Genomic DNA, 16,916 nt, shown 5'->3' on the forward strand with positions numbered 1-16,916 from the left:
CTGTCACGCGAAGGCGTGACGAAGGCAAGTCACAGACTTGCCTCCGACAGTCGAAAAAATAGGGAGTCTACTTTTTCGTCAGCCATAAGTTAAACTTCCCAGTTGTATTTATATAATTTTGTACTTGCTCTATTTTTAAAACTCATACTTTTTTATAATAATTATAATTAAATGACCATTATCACTGTTTACACTATACAAGATCAATAGGGGAATACCTCTAAATGTACTATAAAGAATTTCCAATTTTTCGTTTCCATTTTCATCTCAATACAAGCTGAGATATAACGTGGAGAGTAATGATCCGGATATAAAATGAAAAAAACTACTGTCCGTTTTCAGTCATTTTTTTGACATATCCTTCGATTTCTTGCTTTGTCTCTTGCACTTGTTCATTGCATCCAAAACAATGCGACGATCAAAACGATATACAATTGACAAATCATTGAAGCTTTATTGTATTCGTCGTACGAGCCGACAAGGGAAGAGGAAAAAAGCTAGGAAGAAGAGCTTGACATGTTTCATGTTGCGAAAAATGTTGCAGCTGACGCCTCCTTACGACGATGTGAAGTAGTTGATACAAGATGTCGATCAGTTGATTTGTAAACGTCATTTTACAAATATTTCAAAATAAATAAATATATCGTTTATACTCTTTTAACAAACAGTTGGTAACATGTATGACAAGAAGTGAATATTTCTTGGTGGAGATAGTGAGAAACCGTGAAGACAGCGTAGAGTGAGTGATCTTTCTCTATGTATGTTCTCGGTTTCTTTTTTATTTTTGAAAGGAGGCACATATGACGGTATTTTTACAAGATCCGCTTATTGCGGCGATTAAGCAGCCGAAACATATCGAACGTTTTTTACAAACGACATGGAAAACAGTACTTTTACAGACAGGGACGATTAGCGTTTTAAAACGATATGTTGATGTACTAAAAGAAAACGGTCGATACGTTTTTGTACACGTAGAAAAAATTCCTGGTATTAGCTATGACAAAGAAGGGCTACAGTTTTTAGCAAAATTTATCCGACCGCACGGCATTGTGACGACGAAAAGTACACTTGTGCAACTAGCAAAAAAAGAGGGGCTTTGGACGATTCAACGCTTGTTTTTAGTCGATACAGATGCGGTGGAGAATGGACTAAAACAAGTTTCTGAAATCACTCCCGATGCATTGGAAGTGATGCCAGGGATCGTACCGGAGATGGTTGCTAACCTTGTTCAGCGCACAAACATTCCGATTATTACAGGTGGACTCGTTCAACATCGCCACCATATTACACAGGCGCTGCAAAGCGGGGCGATCGCGGTGTCAACAGGAAATCCGACATTATGGAAAACGGTTCAGAAAGAGGGATTATATGATTGAGTTAGTTCAAATAGGAAAATCATACGACGGAAAGACGTTTGTCGTTGATGATGTAAATGTACGAATTGAAAAAGGGGAGTTTTTTGTGCTTGTCGGGCCGTCTGGATGCGGCAAAAGCACGTTGTTGAGAATGATCGCCGGACTTGAGCCGATTACGTCGGGAAGTTTGCGGATCAATGGAAAAGAAATGAACGATGTTCCGCCGAGCGAACGCAACTTGTCAATGGTGTTTCAAAATTATGCACTATACCCCCATTTAACCGTTGAGGAAAATATTACGTTTGGCTTACATACGAAAAAAATATCGAAGCAAGAGCGAAAAAAACGATGTATGGAAGCAGCCGAGATGCTTGGATTAACAGACTATTTAAAACATAAGCCTCGTCAGTTATCGGGCGGTCAGCGTCAGCGTGTTGCCTTGGCGCGTGCAATCGTTGCCCAAACGCCGATTTGTTTAATGGATGAACCGTTATCTAATTTAGATGCGAAATTGCGTGCGAAAATGCGTTTCGAAATTCGCCAATTGCAGCAGCAGCTAGGCATTACAATGATTTATGTTACGCATGACCAAATCGAAGCGATGACGATGGCTGATCGCATCATGGTGATGAATGGTGGACGTGTCCAGCAAATCGGTGAACCGCTTGATGTATACAATCATCCTGCGAATATATTTGTCGCGTCGTTTATCGGCTCGCCGGCAATGAACATGACAAAAGCAGATGTGTTAGAACAATCATTAATTTTTAATCGAGAAAGGATTATGCGACTAGCCCATCGGTTTCCGCTTGAAACAAAAAACATTACAATCGGTGTACGTCCAGAACATATTCGTTTGGCAAACAAAAATGATCCGTATTTTACTGTCAAAGTTGTGAATGTCGAGCGACTTGGGACAGAAACGCTCATCACGTTTGCATTAACGAAAAAGGAGCATTGGATTGCGCGTTGGAACGGACAATGTTCGGTTCGCGTAGGTGACGAAGTGCCTGTCACGATTGATGAACAACATGTGCTATTTTTTAACGAAGCTGGTGAAAGGTTGTATATGGGAGTAGGTGACGATTATGTTTCGTTCCGTGAAACAAAATTTTGAGGGGATGTTATATATTTTTCCATCTTTCCTTCTCTTTGCAATTTTCGTTTTTTACCCGATGGTGCGAACCGGTTATTTAAGTGTACATATGACCGACTTTCAAGGGAACCCAACAAACTTTATTGGGTTGGAACACTTCCGTTATTTACTGGAAGATGTCAATTTTCAACAAAGCGTGAAGGCGACATTATTGTTTGTTTTATATACAGTCCCCCCAACCATTATTATTGCGCTTAGCTTAGCGCTACTAGCCAATGAAAAAGTCAAAGGAATTCAATTGTTTCGTACATTGTTTTCATCAACGTTAGGGATGAGCGTAGCCGCATCGTCGGTCATTTGGATGTTTATGTACAATCCAGCAATAGGTGTCATTAATCGAATCATTGCAGCATTAGGGGGAGAAGAACGACAATGGTTGCTTAATCCAGACACAGCGCTTATTGCAGCTGCTGTGGCAACGGTATGGATGAATATTGGCTTTGCGTTTCTAATTTTGCTTGGAGGATTGCAAAACATTGATTCGTCTTTATATGAAAATGCGAAAATTGCTGGAGTGAGCTACATGTACCAATTGAGGCGCATTACGATTCCGCTTTTGTCGCCTACGCTCTTTTTTGTGACAACGGTATCACTTATTCACGCTTTTCAGACGTTTGGCCAAATTGACATTTTAACAAAAGGCGGGCCAATGAATGCAACAACAGTTATTGTATATTCCATTTATCGTGAAGCATTTATTAATTATAATTTTGGCTTCGCGAGTGCTCAAGCGGTTGTCTTATTTTTCATTGTTCTTCTTGTAACGATCGTACAATTTGCTGTTGTTGAAAGGAAGGTGCATTACCAATGAGCATCTTTCGTTCCATGGTGACTTACATATTGCTAGTGATTGGCGCCGTTATTGTAATGTTTCCAATCGGTTATGCATTCATTATTAGCTTTTTAAGTGGTGCACAGTTACTTCAAGGGGTTTTATGGCCTGATGAATGGTCGCTACGAAATTATGTGACCGCTTTTGAAAAGGTGCCGTTGCTTCGCTATTTATGGAACAGTTTTATCGTATCGTTCATCGTTATGATTGGACAGCTCCTTGTTTCGAGTTTAGCTGCATACGCTTTTGTATTTTTGCGATTTTGGGGGCGGGATGTTTTATTTTTTATGACAATTGCCACGATGCTTATTCCGTGGGAGGCAACGGTCATACCGAACTTTTTGACCATTCAAAAACTTGGGTGGACAAATAGTTATCTCGGTTTGACTGTCCCGTTTTTCGCTCTCGCATTCGGTATTTTTTTGTTAAGGCAACATTTTAAAACGATCCCGTTTGAATTGTATGAAGCTGCCCAAGTATCGGGGGTTCGCCATTTTCGCTTTTTTTGGTATGTCGTTCTGCCGCTTTCGAAAACAAGTTTAGCGACACTTGGCGTATACAGCTTTTTAACGACATGGAACATGTATTTATGGCCGCTTCTTGTGACGAATGATGAAAAAGTGCGAACCGTGCAAATTGGGTTAAAGCAAATGCAAACACAAGAAATGGCGACAGAATGGGGGGTGGTGATGGCTGCGGTTGTGATTGTAATTATGCCGACGTTGCTGTTATTGTTTATTGGTCAAAAACAACTGCAAAAAGGGCTTATGCAAGGAGCGATTAAATAAAGGGGAGAGTAGGAAATGAAGAAGCTTTCATTATTATTTAGTTTGCTGTTTTTGTTAGTTGGTTGCAGCAGCGAAAAAACTGAACAAGCAAGCGCGCAACCTTCTTCTGAAGACAAAACGCAAAAAGGGAAAACAGAAGTTGTATTTTGGCATGCGATGGAAGGAGACTTAGGAAAAGTACTAAATGAAATTGTTCATGATTTTAACACATCACAATCGACGGTCGAAGTTAAACCAGTGTTTCAAGGAACGTATGAAGAGGCGTTGACAAAATTTAATGCGGTAGCCGGCACGAAAGATGCGCCAACGATTATGCAGACGTTCGAAGTTGGAACGAAATATATGATTGATAGTGGAAAAATTGAGCCAGTGCAAACGTTTATTGATCAAGATCATTATGACGTTTCGCAGTGGGAGAAAAATATCGTCAATTACTATACGGTGAACGGAACGATTTATTCGATGCCGTTTAACTCATCGACCCCAGTGCTTATTTACAATAAAGATGCGTTTAAAAAAGCGGGATTAGATCCAGAAAAACCGCCAATGACGTATAGCGAGTTAAAAGAAGCAGCACGAAAATTAACGAAAAACGGAAATTATGGTTTTTCGATTTTAAATTACGGATGGTTTTTTGAGCAAATGCTAGCGGTACAAGGTGGATTGTATGTAAATGAAGAGAACGGCAGAAAAGGTGAAGCGACAGAAGCAGTGTTTAATAGCGAAGAAGGATTGCGTGTTTTTAAATTAATTCAAGATATGTATAAAGAAGGAACGTTTTATAATGTCGGTCAAAACTGGGATGATATGCGTGCAGCTTTCCAATCCGGGAAAATAGCCATGTACTTAGATTCTTCGGCTGGAGTGCGTACAATTGTTGACAGTGCACCGTTTGAAGTAGGAGTATCGTATTTGCCAATTCCAGACGGCGTCGAACGGCAAGGAGTCATCATTGGTGGCGCTTCGCTATGGATGATAAAAGATGCAGATGAGGCACAGAAAAAAGCAGCATGGGAATTTATGAAATATCTCACAACTCCGGAAGTACAAGCGAAATGGCATGTCAAAACAGGGTATTTTGCCATTAATCCAGCTGCTTACGATTTACCACTTGTGAAAGAACAATGGAAAAAATATCCTCAATTAAAAGTCACAGTGAATCAGTTAAAAGAAACGAAAGCAACGCCAGCAACGCAAGGAGCACTGATTTCTGTTTTTCCACAGTCTCGCCAACGTGTCGTTAGTGCGATGGAAAGTTTGTATCAAGGTGTTGACCCGAAAGAAGCATTGGATCGAGCAGTTGCCGAAACAAATCGTGAATTAGAAATGGCGCGTAAACGATAAAAAAATGGGGGAACGGGCGGTAACGTTCGTTCTCTCTTCATTTAAACAACGGAGGGATGATGAATGAATATTTATGCTCATCGCGGATTTAGCGGGAAGTATCCAGAAAATACGATGATCGCTTTTCAACAAGCGTATGAGCTTGGGGTAGACGGGATCGAACTTGATGTACAAATGACGAAAGACGGTGAACTCGTTGTCATTCACGACGAGCGTATTGAGAGAACGACGGACGGAATTGGTTATGTGAAAGATTTTTTATATCGTCAACTTCGCTGTTTCGATGCAGGGAGCTGGTTTGATGAGCGGTTTGCTGGTGAACGTATTCCCGCTTTAGTTGAAGTGCTGGACTGGGCAAGTGAACAAAAGCGAGCGATTACATTAAACATTGAGCTGAAAAATGATACGATTCATTATCCGAATTTAGAAGAAAAAGTGTTAAAATTATTAGATGCATATACGATGCCACATCGCATTGTTCTTTCATCTTTTCGTCCATCAAGCCTTGTTCATTTAAGACAATTGAGCAATACTATTCCGCTTGCTGTTTTAGTAGAAGGGGAGAAAAGAGGAGTCAATCATGTAGCCCAATCGATTCAAGCAGAAGAAATTCATGGAGATCCAACCTTTTTATTCACCCCATATGGACAAGAAATGAGCAAATATATGGACATATGTGTGTATACGATTAACGATGCTCAATTGTTCACAAAAGTTGCCAAACAGCGAGTGAAAGCGATAATGACAGATTATCCCGATCGTTTTTTTTCACATGGACGGTGATACATATGCATTGGTTATTTTTAGCTGTTGCTATTTTATTTGAAGTAGCCGGAACAACCGCGATGAAATGGTCGGATGGATTAACAAAACTATTTCCGACGTCCGGTATGATCGTATGCTACGGAATTAGTTTTAGTTCATTGGCGTTAGCATTAAAAGGAATGGATGTATCGATTGCTTATGCCATTTGGTCTGGATTGGGCATAGTACTCATTTCGATTATTGGCATGTTTCTTTTCCATGAACCAATGCATGTAATGAAAGCGATCGGTATTGCTTTTATTGTTATAGGTGTAGTGATGTTAAAAAGCTTTTAGATGAATTTTTGTTAAATGTCTGACTAAATTCGATTGGAGGTTGTAGGTAAATTAGTGGCTGAACGTGATCGGAAAAATTGTTTCAGCTGATCTTTCCCAGAACGACAGGAGTGGCTCAAAAAACAATATCTAGGATTGAAAACGGAAAAGATGTACCAGAATTATCAACCCTTCTAATCAACAGGCAATAGGACATGTCAATTGATGAGCTATAAAAATTGATGGAATATAAGGCCGTTTCAATGTTTTTCTACTTGACAACTGACAGTGCACCTGCCGAGAGCCGATGAAAAAAATTTCCTGAAAAGAATTGATTGTTTGTGTATGCACGTGAATGCCCAAACAGTTTTGCTGGCTGGGGTAGAAAAACTATGAACAGACCTTGGCGCGCTTTATCATTCAGCATAAATGCAGCCAGATACAATGGTCACCGTCATTCATTACAAGTAAAAGAGGATATTTAGTAAGATACTTTGAAAGTACATTTAGAGCGTCATTGCTAAAGCAGTCATACTTTAACGGCTGCTTTTTTTACGAAAGTAACAGTGAATAATCGGTTGTTCCCACACATAGGTAGGGAGTAAAATTGATTGATAGATGTTTCTTTTTCGTTCAGCAGGAATTACAGCAAATGAAGCGAATTTAAAGGGGATTTGATGAAAATACTAGCCACAGTCAGCTGTGAATTTGTATAATGGCTATATCTTGCATTGCCCAAAGCGGTAGGACAAGTCAGCTCGCCTGGCCATACTGGCACAACAACCATTCAACAATGAAACCTTTGTTCTTGACTAAACAGCAAAAGATTGAAAGAGAGGTAGATACATATGGCGATGCCAAGCGGTGCAAGCATGCATATTACAATCCGTATTCAATTTGCAAAAAATTTAGTATCTTTTGGCGATATTGCTACAGCGATCGGCCAGGCGGGGGGAGATATTGTCGGGATCGACGTGATTTCTTCAAGTAAAACACATACGGTTCGCGATATTACTGTTAGTGTGTTGGATTCCAAACATTCCGATTTAGTTGTGGATACGCTACGAAAAACACATGGAGTAAAAGTTATTAATGTATCCGATCGTACTTTCTTGATGCACATCGGCGGAAAAATTGAGGTGAAATCGAAAATTCCGATCAAAACACGCGACGATTTATCGCGCGTTTATACTCCGGGAGTGGCGCGTGTATGTACGGCGATTGCCGAAGATCCAAGCAAGGCGTATTCCTTAACCATTAAGCGGAATACAGTGGCGGTTGTTTCCGACGGAACAGCGGTATTAGGATTAGGTGATATCGGGCCGCATGCCGCAATGCCTGTAATGGAAGGGAAAGCGATGCTGTTTAAGCAGTTGGCAGGTGTCGATGCGTTTCCGATTTGTTTAGATACAAAAGATACAGAAGAAATTATTCAAATTGTCAAGGCAATCGCGCCGGCGTTTGGCGGCATTAACTTAGAAGATATTTCGGCTCCGCGCTGCTTTGAAATTGAAGAGCGGTTAAAACAAGAATTGGACATTCCTGTTTTTCACGACGACCAACATGGGACGGCAGTTGTTTTGCTCGCTGGTCTTTTAAATGCGTTAAAAATCGTCGGCAAAAAGATTGAAGATATTAAAGTTGTGTTAACAGGGATCGGCGCCGCTGGAATTGCGTGTACGAAAATTTTGTTGGCGGCCGGTGTGAAAAATATTATCGGTGTCGACCGCCATGGAGCGATTCATCGCGGGGTGGAATATGACAATCCGTATTGGAATGAATATGCGCAATTAACGAATCCGGAAAATATAAGCGGCACGCTTTCCGATGTCATTAAAGGTGCGGATGTGTTTATCGGTGTATCGGCGCCTGGAATTTTGAAGGTAGAAGATGTGCAGAGCATGGCGAAAGACCCGATCGTTTTTGCGATGGCCAACCCTGTTCCAGAAATTGATCCAGAGTTGGCGGAACCGTACGTCCGCGTCATGGCGACAGGCCGGTCTGATTATCCGAACCAAATTAACAACGTCCTTTGCTTCCCAGGCATTTTCCGCGGGGCGCTCGATTGTCGGGCGATTGAGATTAACGAGGAGATGAAGCTAGCAGCAGCGCAAGCGATTGCTTCTGTGGTGACGGACGAAGAGTTAAGCGAAACATATATTATCCCGAGTGTATTTAACAGCAAAGTAGCGGAAAGAGTGCGCGAAGCGGTCATTAAAGCAGCGTATCAAACCGGAGTGGCGCGCAAAGATGATATTATGTTTAAACCGGAATAAAGGAAGTGCCGAAACCTCTTGTTCGTGAGGTTTCGGCAGCTTTGATAAGGGAGGGGTGTTATGCTGTTTTTGTCGCTGTTTGTTACACCGTTGGTTGGTGTGCTATGGTTTTTGAATGTCGTTTCCTTGCTCAAAAAGTTAAACGAAAACCGCGATCCTCATAACCAAATCGTGCTCGGTGCGGTTTTGACCTTTTTGTTTGTCTTTCTGTTTATCTTTCTGTTTATGTTCAATTTGACGAGTTGATGTTAATGTATCATAAGGAAAATTTGGATAAACGAAGCAAGTCCCTTTCTTACTGGGTAAAGGAGCTGGTATAATAAAGAAAAGAGAGAAAGGAGCTGATGCAGGTGACGACGTATAAACGGACATTGCTTTATCTTTTTAGAAACTATATGATCGGTTCGCTCATTGCCGTTGTTGGGGTAGGAAGTACGTTCATGACAATGACGCTTGACGTGATGAAAAGCGATTTATATTTACTGCTTTTTGTGCAATTTTTTTCGTTAATTATTATGTTTATCTTTGAATACCGTGCCTTTCAAAAAGATATTTCCCCGATTCGAAATCTGTTTTTTTCCCCTCATTTCAGCGAACAGCAATTTTACTTCGCCCTCGTGCAAGCGAAGCGGTTTCCTCTTCTGACGGTTCGGCGTATTTTCATTCCCCATTTTCTCGGTCTGTCAGTCCCAGCCGTTGTCATGACAACAGTCTTGATTTACAAAAGGATGTTGGATATTCCTTATGTCTATATACTATACGCGCTGCTAGGCGCATTTTTAATCGCCAGCCTTCATGCGGTACTTGAATTTTTTCTTACCGTTCAGGCGATGAAACCGCTCATCCGGGAAATCATTCAAATCGGAAGACAAAATGGTTGGACAGAAGCAGTTGGAGCGACGAATGCCGTCTATGTGCCGATCAAGCTTCAACTTCAATTAAGCGTCTTATTTATCGGGACGTTTCCAATTATACTATTCGTTTTGGCAAGCGAAGTCAAAACGACGCTTTCTACCGCCGATTTTGGCTGGGTATTTATGGTGTTATGTATATCGGTTGCCTTCTCTTTCTTTGCGGCGCACATTTTAGCGAAGGAAATTGAAAGCCCCATTCAAGAGTTGTATAAAAGTATGAAAGGCGTTCAGGTGGAATCGTTTGAAATGATTTACGATAACGTCTATATTGACGAGTTTTCTGAGTTAACAAACGGCTTTAACCATATGGTGGAAGCGATTTTGGGGCGGGAAGAGAAAAACAAACAGTTGCTTGACAGCTTTATTACCGTCATGGTGACGGCTCTGGATGCGAGAGATGCGTATACGGCAGGCCATTCGCTCCGGGTGGCTACTTACTCATTAGAGATCGGTAAACGCCTTCGCCTTCCGGAAGAGCAGCTGCAAAAACTGTATAAATCTGCCATTCTTCATGACATCGGAAAAATTGGCATTCCAGATGCGGTGTTGTTGAAAGATGGAAGGTTAACGAATGAAGAATTTGCGTGGATCAAAAAACATCCTGTGCTTGGTGAAAATATTTTACGGCAAGTGCAGCCGATCGAAGAAGTGAAAGATTTGCTTCCAGGAATTCGTTCGCATCATGAGAGAATCGATGGAAAAGGATATCCGGATGGTTTACAAGGTGAACAAATTCCGTTGTTCGGTCGCATTATTGCGGTGGCGGATGCGTTTGATGCGATGACGTCCGACCGTACGTACAGGAAAGGGATGAACGTCGAAAAAGCCGTGTCGATTTTGCTAGGCGGAAAAGGAACGCAATGGGATGCGGAAATGGTTGATCATTTTGTCGATTATTTAAAAGAGCAACATTCTCACATTTATCCGGAGCGGGTAGGGTGAAAGGATGTTCCTAGAGTGACGGAATATCCTTTTTTAAGCGGTATATAAATTTTATTAATAACCCGTGGTGCTAGTTGAGCGCTAGCGCTCAACTAGCACAAATGTTACAAGCGAATACGCCAACAATATGACATTTAGTGCCACTTCAAACCCTGCAATCGAATTGGAAAGGATTTCTGTGATACGATACTGGTCAACTAGGATAGAGAACACCGTTTCTATGACTTTACGTTTTTGCTTGAGCCACTTCTTCCATGCTTCGGATGGACGGTGTTTCTGATTTTTACGAGATGGAGTCCAAAATGCGATATTGCACTCTTCATACAACTTTTTTGCAATTCGCTACTGATGAATCTCTTGTCCTCCAATTATAGGCATGAGGAATTTGAGTCATGACTGTTTCAGCTGCCATTCGATCGTGACAGGACGCTTCCGTCACCACGTATCCCATAGGCAGTCCTTGATCTGTCACTTGAAGATGAAACTTAAACCCATATACTACTTTTTCGACGCACAAAGTCCGATGTCCGCAATCCCTTGGAATCGTTTGACACGGTACATTCTTGCGGTATGGCACAACTCGATTGGCATGTTATCTACCACCGCATAGGCATGGTGTTGACCACGTTTCGCCAGTTCATGGCGAATCCATTTGATCGCAAAAACGCAGCGCTCGGCAACGGCGGTTGTACCGAGAGCGTTCGAGAAACTTTCCGTTTGTGAATAAATTTCCAATGACAATGCGATGCCATGCACGTTCGGAAGAGAAGCCAAACAGCTTTCCTAAAGATTCTCTTTTCGAATGTTGGATAGCACTTTCAATTCTACAGGAGATCCACAGGCAAGGGCTATATTTTTATACTTACTCGATTTTATCTAGCACCACGGGTTTAAGTTATATTAGTTTATTTATAATTTAAAAACAAAAAAATAGATACTACTCTATTTACTTTAACGATAACTTTAAAGTATAATGTTTTTAGATACTAATTAATGCTTTAAGAAAGGGGGAGTTAATTTTTTTATAATTGTTAATTATTATATTTTTCTATTTTTTATTATTAGGAGGTGTGTTATGAAAATAGGAAAATGGCTAGTGTTTTTTATGTCATCTACGATAGTTTTATCCACAATATCAGCATATGCTCAAACTTCAGTGACATCATCCGTTTCGCTATCTACTGTATCACAAGCGAAAAAACAAAAAAATCCTAGCAAACCGAACAGTAAACGGGTAGAAAATTTGGTCGACCCGTTAGCAACTGATGATACTAAGTCATTGTTTGCGTATCTTAAAGATGTTCGCGGTAAACAGGTTTTGTTTGGACACCAACATGCAATCGATGAAGGGTTAACGCTTATAGGCTCTAAAGAACTCGAATCTGAAGTAAAAAACTCTGTCGGTGATTTCCCAGCTGTATTTGGATGGGACACCTTAAGTTTGGAAGGTAAAGAAAAGCCTGGGGTTCCAAACGACCCTAAACAAAGTCGTGCCAACTTAGTAGCTTCTATGAAGAAGGTTCATAAACTTGGAGGTATTATTGCGTTAAGCGCACATATGCCGAATTTTGTAACAGGTGGCAGTTTCAATGATACTACAGGAAATGTTGTTGAACATATTTTGCCAGGTGGCGACAAAAATGCAGAGTTTAATTCTTTCTTAGATAACATTGCACAGTTTGCCAAAGAACTTAAAGACGATAAGGGCAAACAGATCCCGATTCTGTTCCGTCCGTTTCATGAGCAAAACGGTAGTTGGTTCTGGTGGGGCGCCAAAACGACGACACCTAGCCAGTATATTGAGATTTACCGTTATACGGTAGAATACTTGCGGGATAAGAAAGGTGTCCACAATTTCCTTTACGTTTATTCGCCGAATGGAACTTTCGGCGGAAGTGAAGCAAACTACTTGACCACGTATCCTGGCGATGACTATGTCGACATTCTCGGAATGGACCAATATGATAACCAATCTAATCCGGGGACTACCCAATTCCTCACCAATCTAGTGAAAGATTTGGAGATGATATCCAAATTAGCCGATACCAAAGGAAAAATCGCAGCGTTTTCGGAGTTTGGCTATAGCCCACAAGGGATGAAGACAACGGGTAACGGAGATCTCAAGTGGTTTACCAAAGTCCTGAATGCGATCAAAGCAGATCGGAACGCCAAACGCATCGCTTATATGCAGACTTGGGCCAATTTCGGTCTGAACGGTAACTTATTCGTTCCTTACAATGACGCTCCGAACGGCTTGGGCGACCATGAGCTTTTACCTGACTTTATCAACTACTACAAAGATCCATATACGGCGTTCCTTCGTGAAGTGAAAGGTGTTTACAATAATAAAGTCGAAGCTGCAAAAGAGCAGCCGTTCATGCATATTGCTTCACCGACGGACAATGCTACGGTAAAAACGGCGACGACGAAAATTCGTGTCCGAGTGCTTAACCAAAAACCGTCCAAAGTCGTTTATGTCGTTGAGGGATCCAGTAAAGAAGTGCCGATGAAACTCGACGCAGATGGCTACTATTCAGCGAATTGGTCCCCGGTTTCCAAGTTTAACGGTAAATCGGTCAAAATTACGGTGAAGTCCTATATGCCAAACAAGACCGTGATGAAGCAGACAGTAAATGTGTTTGTCAAAGTTCCCGAAATTTTGATTAAGCAATTTACATTTGATAGGGATATTAAAGGGATCCGAAACATCGGTACTTGGCCGGATACAATTAAGACGAATTTTGAACATGCTAGGTTGAACGGAAATGGTAAGCTGAAAATTAACATAACCGGTATGGTACGTACCGACACGTGGCAAGAGATTAAGTTAGAGTTATCCAATATTAAGGACATTGTTCCGCTCTCCAATGTTAACCGTGTGAAATTTGATGTGCTCGTTCCAGTATCCGCAGGACAACAAAATGCAAATGCCAGCTTGCGCGGAATTATAATGCTTCCTCCAGATTGGAATGAAAAATATGGAATGACGACCACAGAGAAAGCATTAGCTAATTTGCAAACGGTTACAATAAATAGGGTTAAATATGCGGAATTTCCAGTTATGATTGATCTGAACGATCCGGCTAAGTTGTCGGCGGCGAAGGGGCTTGTTCTCTCTATTGTCGGAAATGGATTGGAATTGAACGGTGCAGTATATGTTGACAATATCAAGTTGTTCAGCACCTATACAGAAACGCCGACTGATCCTGCGCTGGTAGACGATTTTGAGTCTTACCAAGGCAGCAACGCTGTCTTACAGCAAAAGTTTGTAAAAGCAGGTGGGGACACGATTACGGTTTCATTGGATGGCTCTCACAAAAGCAGCGGCACATATGCTATGAAGGTTGACTATACGCTTGCTGGTTCAGGTTATGCGGGTGTTACGAAATCGTTGGGCGGAGTGGATTGGTCCAGATTCAACAAATTGAAATTCTGGCTCACACCGGACGGGAAAGATCAGAAGCTTGTTATCCAGCTCAGAGTGGACGGCGTATACTACGAAGCGTATCCGTCGCTTGCTTCCACTACACCGGGATGGGTTGAGCTTCACTTCAACGATTTCACCGTCGCACCTTGGGATACCGCTAATTTAGGCAAAAAACTCAATAAAATAAGCCTAAAAAACGTACAAGACTTCGCAATTTATGTAAACTCCAAAAACGGTACGACGCTTAGCAGTACCCTGTATTTCGACGATATTAAAGCGATCTACGACGCAACCGCCGCATCGGTTCCGAACGGCGGAACCGGCCCGGGAAGCACGCCGGAGCAGCCCGGCACGCTCTATGATTTCGAAACGGGCGTTCAAGGATGGGAAGTGGAGCAGAACCAAGCCAACGCGACGACTCCGACTATCACAACTGACGCAGCCGCGAAAGGCACCCATTCGCTGACATCGACCTTCGATTTGACGAAGACAGGTGGCTTTGAGCTGACGAAAGTACAGGTTGTCGATCTTTCCGCTGTGAAGACGATCAGTGCGAAAGTAAAGATATCCACCGGCACTGCAAATGCGCGCCTTTATATCAAAACAGGATCGAACTGGCAATGGCACGACAGCGGAATGGTTGCCGTTGATTCTAGCGAGTTCAAGACACTGACCATTTCTCTCAATCCTGCATGGGGGATTGATAACGTCAAATCGATTGGTGTAAAAATCGAACCGACGAGCGGGACCGGTAATGCCAGCGTCTATGTGGATGACGTGGCATTGTCCGAATAATTGTAATTGACAAAAAAGCATCCTCGGATGACGGTCATTTACAATGACCCCTCTGCAGGATGCTTTTCCATATCAAATCATTCAATTCGAAGGAGTGGCGACATAAGGGTTTATAACATTATTGATCCACTTTTTCGAAAGTGCGCGTTTGATTCCGACAAAAGCTCTTATAAATTCATGAATATTCGCAAGACCAAAGACTGCGAACACAGATAGATGTAATTAAAAATCACCGGCCTCTGCAAGGGGAAGCCCTAATTGCCCATATCTCAATCATCTCTAGATACATCCAAAACTTTGTATCGCCACCGGCTCTTAGTTTCCCAATATCATTATTTCAAGATTTTTTTTAACGAAAGTCTGACTGCTATCCCGTATAAGAATGGTGCAAAGAAAATAAAAAAAACCAAATTCAGTTTTGCGACCCAAATAAAGAGCATGGTCCAAAACAACACATAAAGAGAGTGAATGAGATGACGATATAAAGAATAAAATGACAAGGCTAATGTCTGTTTAACGGTCAAAGGCCGAAACGCAGTATAATTCGCAAAATATATGAGAGCAATAAAAATGACGACTAATAAATAAACGACAACAATCGTCAACGCCAGCGAATAACTGCTTTCTGATTTGTTTAGAAAAAAAAGGGAAGACCAGCAAATAATCAATAACAATGAAAACGTAAAGGACAATAGCTTATATGTGCGAAATTTATTAAAATGCTGATCAAATAACTCCTTTATGTCTTGAACATCTTTTTGCAGCAAAAAATCATCAACAGTTCGGAATAATGAGGATAAAGAAGGTATTAGACTATAAATAAACACTCCCTTGAGGAGTGATAACCAAAAGAAAATACTGATTTGAATGCATTTGTAGACCGTTTGAAAAAAAGTATAGATTTTATTATCCATTTCGTTCTCTCCTTTCAATTGAAAAAAACTATTGGAGATTAGAAAAGAAACAAGGTAATAACATTACCTTGTTTCAATGTTTTTTACAGAATCTCTGTAAATAATTCTCCCTTTTATTTGTACTCTTCCGAACTTCCGATGTTTATTTTTTATTTTCCCAATGATAAATTGAACAGCTGTTTTCGCCATCTCTTCTATATCCACTTCAACAGTTGTCAACGGGGGATCCGTAATGGTTGCATAAATATCATTATCAAATCCAACAACGGAAAAATCATCAGGAACACTATATCCAAGCTTTTTAAGTTTTGTCACCAAATTATGAGCAACTTGGTCACAATTGCAAACGAACGCCGTCGGCAATTCATCAGGGAGCTCAATATCAATATATTTCCCCCGTTCATCCCGGTCATTAATAATAAACTTTTCGTTTAACTTAATTCGGTGTTCTAATAAAGATTTAAAATAGCCCAAGAATCTGTCTTGTATGCTGCTTGTGGAGTAAATATTCCCGACATAAGCAATTTTTCGATGGCCATTTTTGATTAAATAATTCGTTATTTCATAAGCACCATAAAAATTATCTGTTATCACCGTATCTACATCGCTATGTTCATCATAAAAGTCTAAAAAGATTTTCGGGATGTCTACACTCTGGATTTTTTCAATATAATCCTTGCTAATTTGACCAAGAAGAATTATACCATCTACTTTTTGTTCATAATAAATTCTTGGAAGGTTTAATTGTTCCTCATCTTCGGTATCCAGTATATATAACATTCCGTAATAACCGTGTTCCTCCAATTTCTTAGAAATCGCTTGATATATTTTTAAATAAAACGATTGGGATAGTCCTGTAAACCGTTCAGGAATGATAACCCCTACATTATAAGTAACTCCTTCCTTCATTGATTTGGCCGCCGCGTTAAAGCGGTATCCCAATTCTTCAGCGAGCATTTTTATTTTTGTACGCAGCTCTTCACTTACACCTTCTTTATCATTAAGTGCCTTTGAAACGGTTACACTGCTGACACCCAATCTTTCTGCTATATCACGCATCGTGACACTGTTTTTCATCTCATCACCTCCGGCTA

General features: G+C 40.9%; 12 protein-coding genes and 1 pseudogene. 11 read left to right on the forward strand and 2 right to left on the reverse strand.

What is annotated here, in order from left to right; translation table 11 throughout:
- Positions 1 to 800: 800 nt before the first annotated feature.
- From HNQ34_RS13540 to HNQ34_RS13590, 10 genes are all read left to right on the forward strand, one after another.
- Complete coding sequence (locus tag HNQ34_RS13540) at positions 801 to 1,376, forward strand: glycerol-3-phosphate responsive antiterminator (RefSeq protein ID WP_183255517.1); 576 nt, start codon at positions 801 to 803, stop codon at positions 1,374 to 1,376.
- Positions 1,369 to 2,472 (forward strand): ABC transporter ATP-binding protein, encoded by a 1,104-nt coding sequence (locus tag HNQ34_RS13545; protein ID WP_183255519.1) that lies wholly within the window; start codon positions 1,369 to 1,371, stop codon positions 2,470 to 2,472. Before HNQ34_RS13540 ends, HNQ34_RS13545 begins: the two co-directional genes overlap by 8 nt.
- Positions 2,444 to 3,322: a carbohydrate ABC transporter permease gene (locus HNQ34_RS13550; protein WP_183255522.1), complete on the forward strand. Its 879-nt coding sequence runs from the start codon at positions 2,444 to 2,446 to the stop codon at positions 3,320 to 3,322. The genes HNQ34_RS13545 and HNQ34_RS13550 overlap by 29 nt, the downstream gene beginning before the upstream one ends.
- Positions 3,319 to 4,131, forward strand: a complete 813-nt coding sequence (locus tag HNQ34_RS13555; protein ID WP_183255524.1) for a carbohydrate ABC transporter permease — start codon at positions 3,319 to 3,321, stop codon at positions 4,129 to 4,131. The genes HNQ34_RS13550 and HNQ34_RS13555 overlap by 4 nt, the downstream gene beginning before the upstream one ends.
- Before the next feature lie 15 nt (positions 4,132 to 4,146).
- Entirely contained in the window at positions 4,147 to 5,475 is a 1,329-nt protein-coding gene (locus HNQ34_RS13560; RefSeq protein WP_183255526.1) for an ABC transporter substrate-binding protein, read from the forward strand.
- Positions 5,476 to 5,538: 63 nt separating this feature from the next.
- Positions 5,539 to 6,258, forward strand: a complete 720-nt coding sequence (locus tag HNQ34_RS13565) for a glycerophosphodiester phosphodiesterase (RefSeq protein ID WP_183255530.1) — start codon at positions 5,539 to 5,541, stop codon at positions 6,256 to 6,258.
- A 5-nt stretch (positions 6,259 to 6,263) separates the two neighbouring features.
- Positions 6,264 to 6,575 carry a DMT family transporter gene (locus HNQ34_RS13570; protein ID WP_183255532.1) on the forward strand — a complete coding sequence of 104 codons (312 nt, stop codon included), beginning with the start codon at positions 6,264 to 6,266 and terminating at the stop codon, positions 6,573 to 6,575.
- An 827-nt stretch (positions 6,576 to 7,402) separates the two neighbouring features.
- On the forward strand, positions 7,403 to 8,830 hold the full coding sequence (locus tag HNQ34_RS13580; protein WP_183255538.1) for an NAD-dependent malic enzyme: 1,428 nt from the start codon (positions 7,403 to 7,405) through the stop codon (positions 8,828 to 8,830).
- 60 nt (positions 8,831 to 8,890) lie between these two features.
- Complete coding sequence (locus tag HNQ34_RS13585) at positions 8,891 to 9,076, forward strand: hypothetical protein (RefSeq protein WP_183255540.1); 186 nt, start codon at positions 8,891 to 8,893, stop codon at positions 9,074 to 9,076.
- Positions 9,077 to 9,174: 98 nt separating this feature from the next.
- Positions 9,175 to 10,686, forward strand: a complete 1,512-nt coding sequence (locus tag HNQ34_RS13590; RefSeq protein WP_221277437.1) for an HD-GYP domain-containing protein — start codon at positions 9,175 to 9,177, stop codon at positions 10,684 to 10,686.
- Positions 10,687 to 10,767: 81 nt separating this feature from the next.
- Here HNQ34_RS13590 and HNQ34_RS13595 read toward each other — a convergent pair.
- Positions 10,768 to 11,473 (reverse strand): annotated as a pseudogene (locus tag HNQ34_RS13595) (IS982 family transposase); the annotation flags it as partial.
- Between the two features lie 288 nt (positions 11,474 to 11,761).
- Between HNQ34_RS13595 and HNQ34_RS13600 the strand changes: the two are divergent.
- Entirely contained in the window at positions 11,762 to 14,908 is a 3,147-nt protein-coding gene (locus tag HNQ34_RS13600) for a glycosyl hydrolase (protein WP_183255546.1), read from the forward strand.
- A 977-nt stretch (positions 14,909 to 15,885) separates the two neighbouring features.
- On the opposite strand, the gene HNQ34_RS13605 is transcribed toward HNQ34_RS13600, so the two are convergent.
- Positions 15,886 to 16,899 (reverse strand): substrate-binding domain-containing protein, encoded by a 1,014-nt coding sequence (locus HNQ34_RS13605; protein ID WP_183255548.1) that lies wholly within the window; start codon positions 16,897 to 16,899, stop codon positions 15,886 to 15,888.
- Between the last annotated feature and the right edge of the window lie 17 nt (positions 16,900 to 16,916).

The sequence above is a fragment of the Anoxybacteroides tepidamans genome, from assembly GCF_014201465.1.
Taxonomy (GTDB): Bacteria; Bacillota; Bacilli; order Bacillales; family Anoxybacillaceae; genus Anoxybacteroides; species Anoxybacteroides tepidamans.

Excerpts from the sequence above, each read along its gene's own strand:
- HNQ34_RS13555 (WP_183255524.1), top strand. The coding sequence starts at position 3,319 with ATGAGCATCTTTCGTTCCATGGTGACTTACATATTGCTAGTGATTGGC.
- HNQ34_RS13545 (WP_183255519.1), top strand. The coding sequence starts at position 1,369 with ATGATTGAGTTAGTTCAAATAGGAAAATCATACGACGGAAAGACGTTT.
- HNQ34_RS13605 (WP_183255548.1), bottom strand. The coding sequence starts at position 16,899 with ATGAAAAACAGTGTCACGATGCGTGATATAGCAGAAAGATTGGGTGTC.
- HNQ34_RS13580 (WP_183255538.1), top strand. The coding sequence starts at position 7,403 with ATGGCGATGCCAAGCGGTGCAAGCATGCATATTACAATCCGTATTCAA.
- HNQ34_RS13570 (WP_183255532.1), top strand. The coding sequence starts at position 6,264 with ATGCATTGGTTATTTTTAGCTGTTGCTATTTTATTTGAAGTAGCCGGA.
- HNQ34_RS13585 (WP_183255540.1), top strand. The coding sequence starts at position 8,891 with ATGCTGTTTTTGTCGCTGTTTGTTACACCGTTGGTTGGTGTGCTATGG.
- HNQ34_RS13560 (WP_183255526.1), top strand. The coding sequence starts at position 4,147 with ATGAAGAAGCTTTCATTATTATTTAGTTTGCTGTTTTTGTTAGTTGGT.
- HNQ34_RS13540 (WP_183255517.1), top strand. The coding sequence starts at position 801 with ATGACGGTATTTTTACAAGATCCGCTTATTGCGGCGATTAAGCAGCCG.
- HNQ34_RS13590 (WP_221277437.1), top strand. The coding sequence starts at position 9,175 with ATGCAGGTGACGACGTATAAACGGACATTGCTTTATCTTTTTAGAAAC.
- HNQ34_RS13600 (WP_183255546.1), top strand. The coding sequence starts at position 11,762 with ATGAAAATAGGAAAATGGCTAGTGTTTTTTATGTCATCTACGATAGTT.
- HNQ34_RS13565 (WP_183255530.1), top strand. The coding sequence starts at position 5,539 with ATGAATATTTATGCTCATCGCGGATTTAGCGGGAAGTATCCAGAAAAT.
- HNQ34_RS13550 (WP_183255522.1), top strand. The coding sequence starts at position 2,444 with ATGTTTCGTTCCGTGAAACAAAATTTTGAGGGGATGTTATATATTTTT.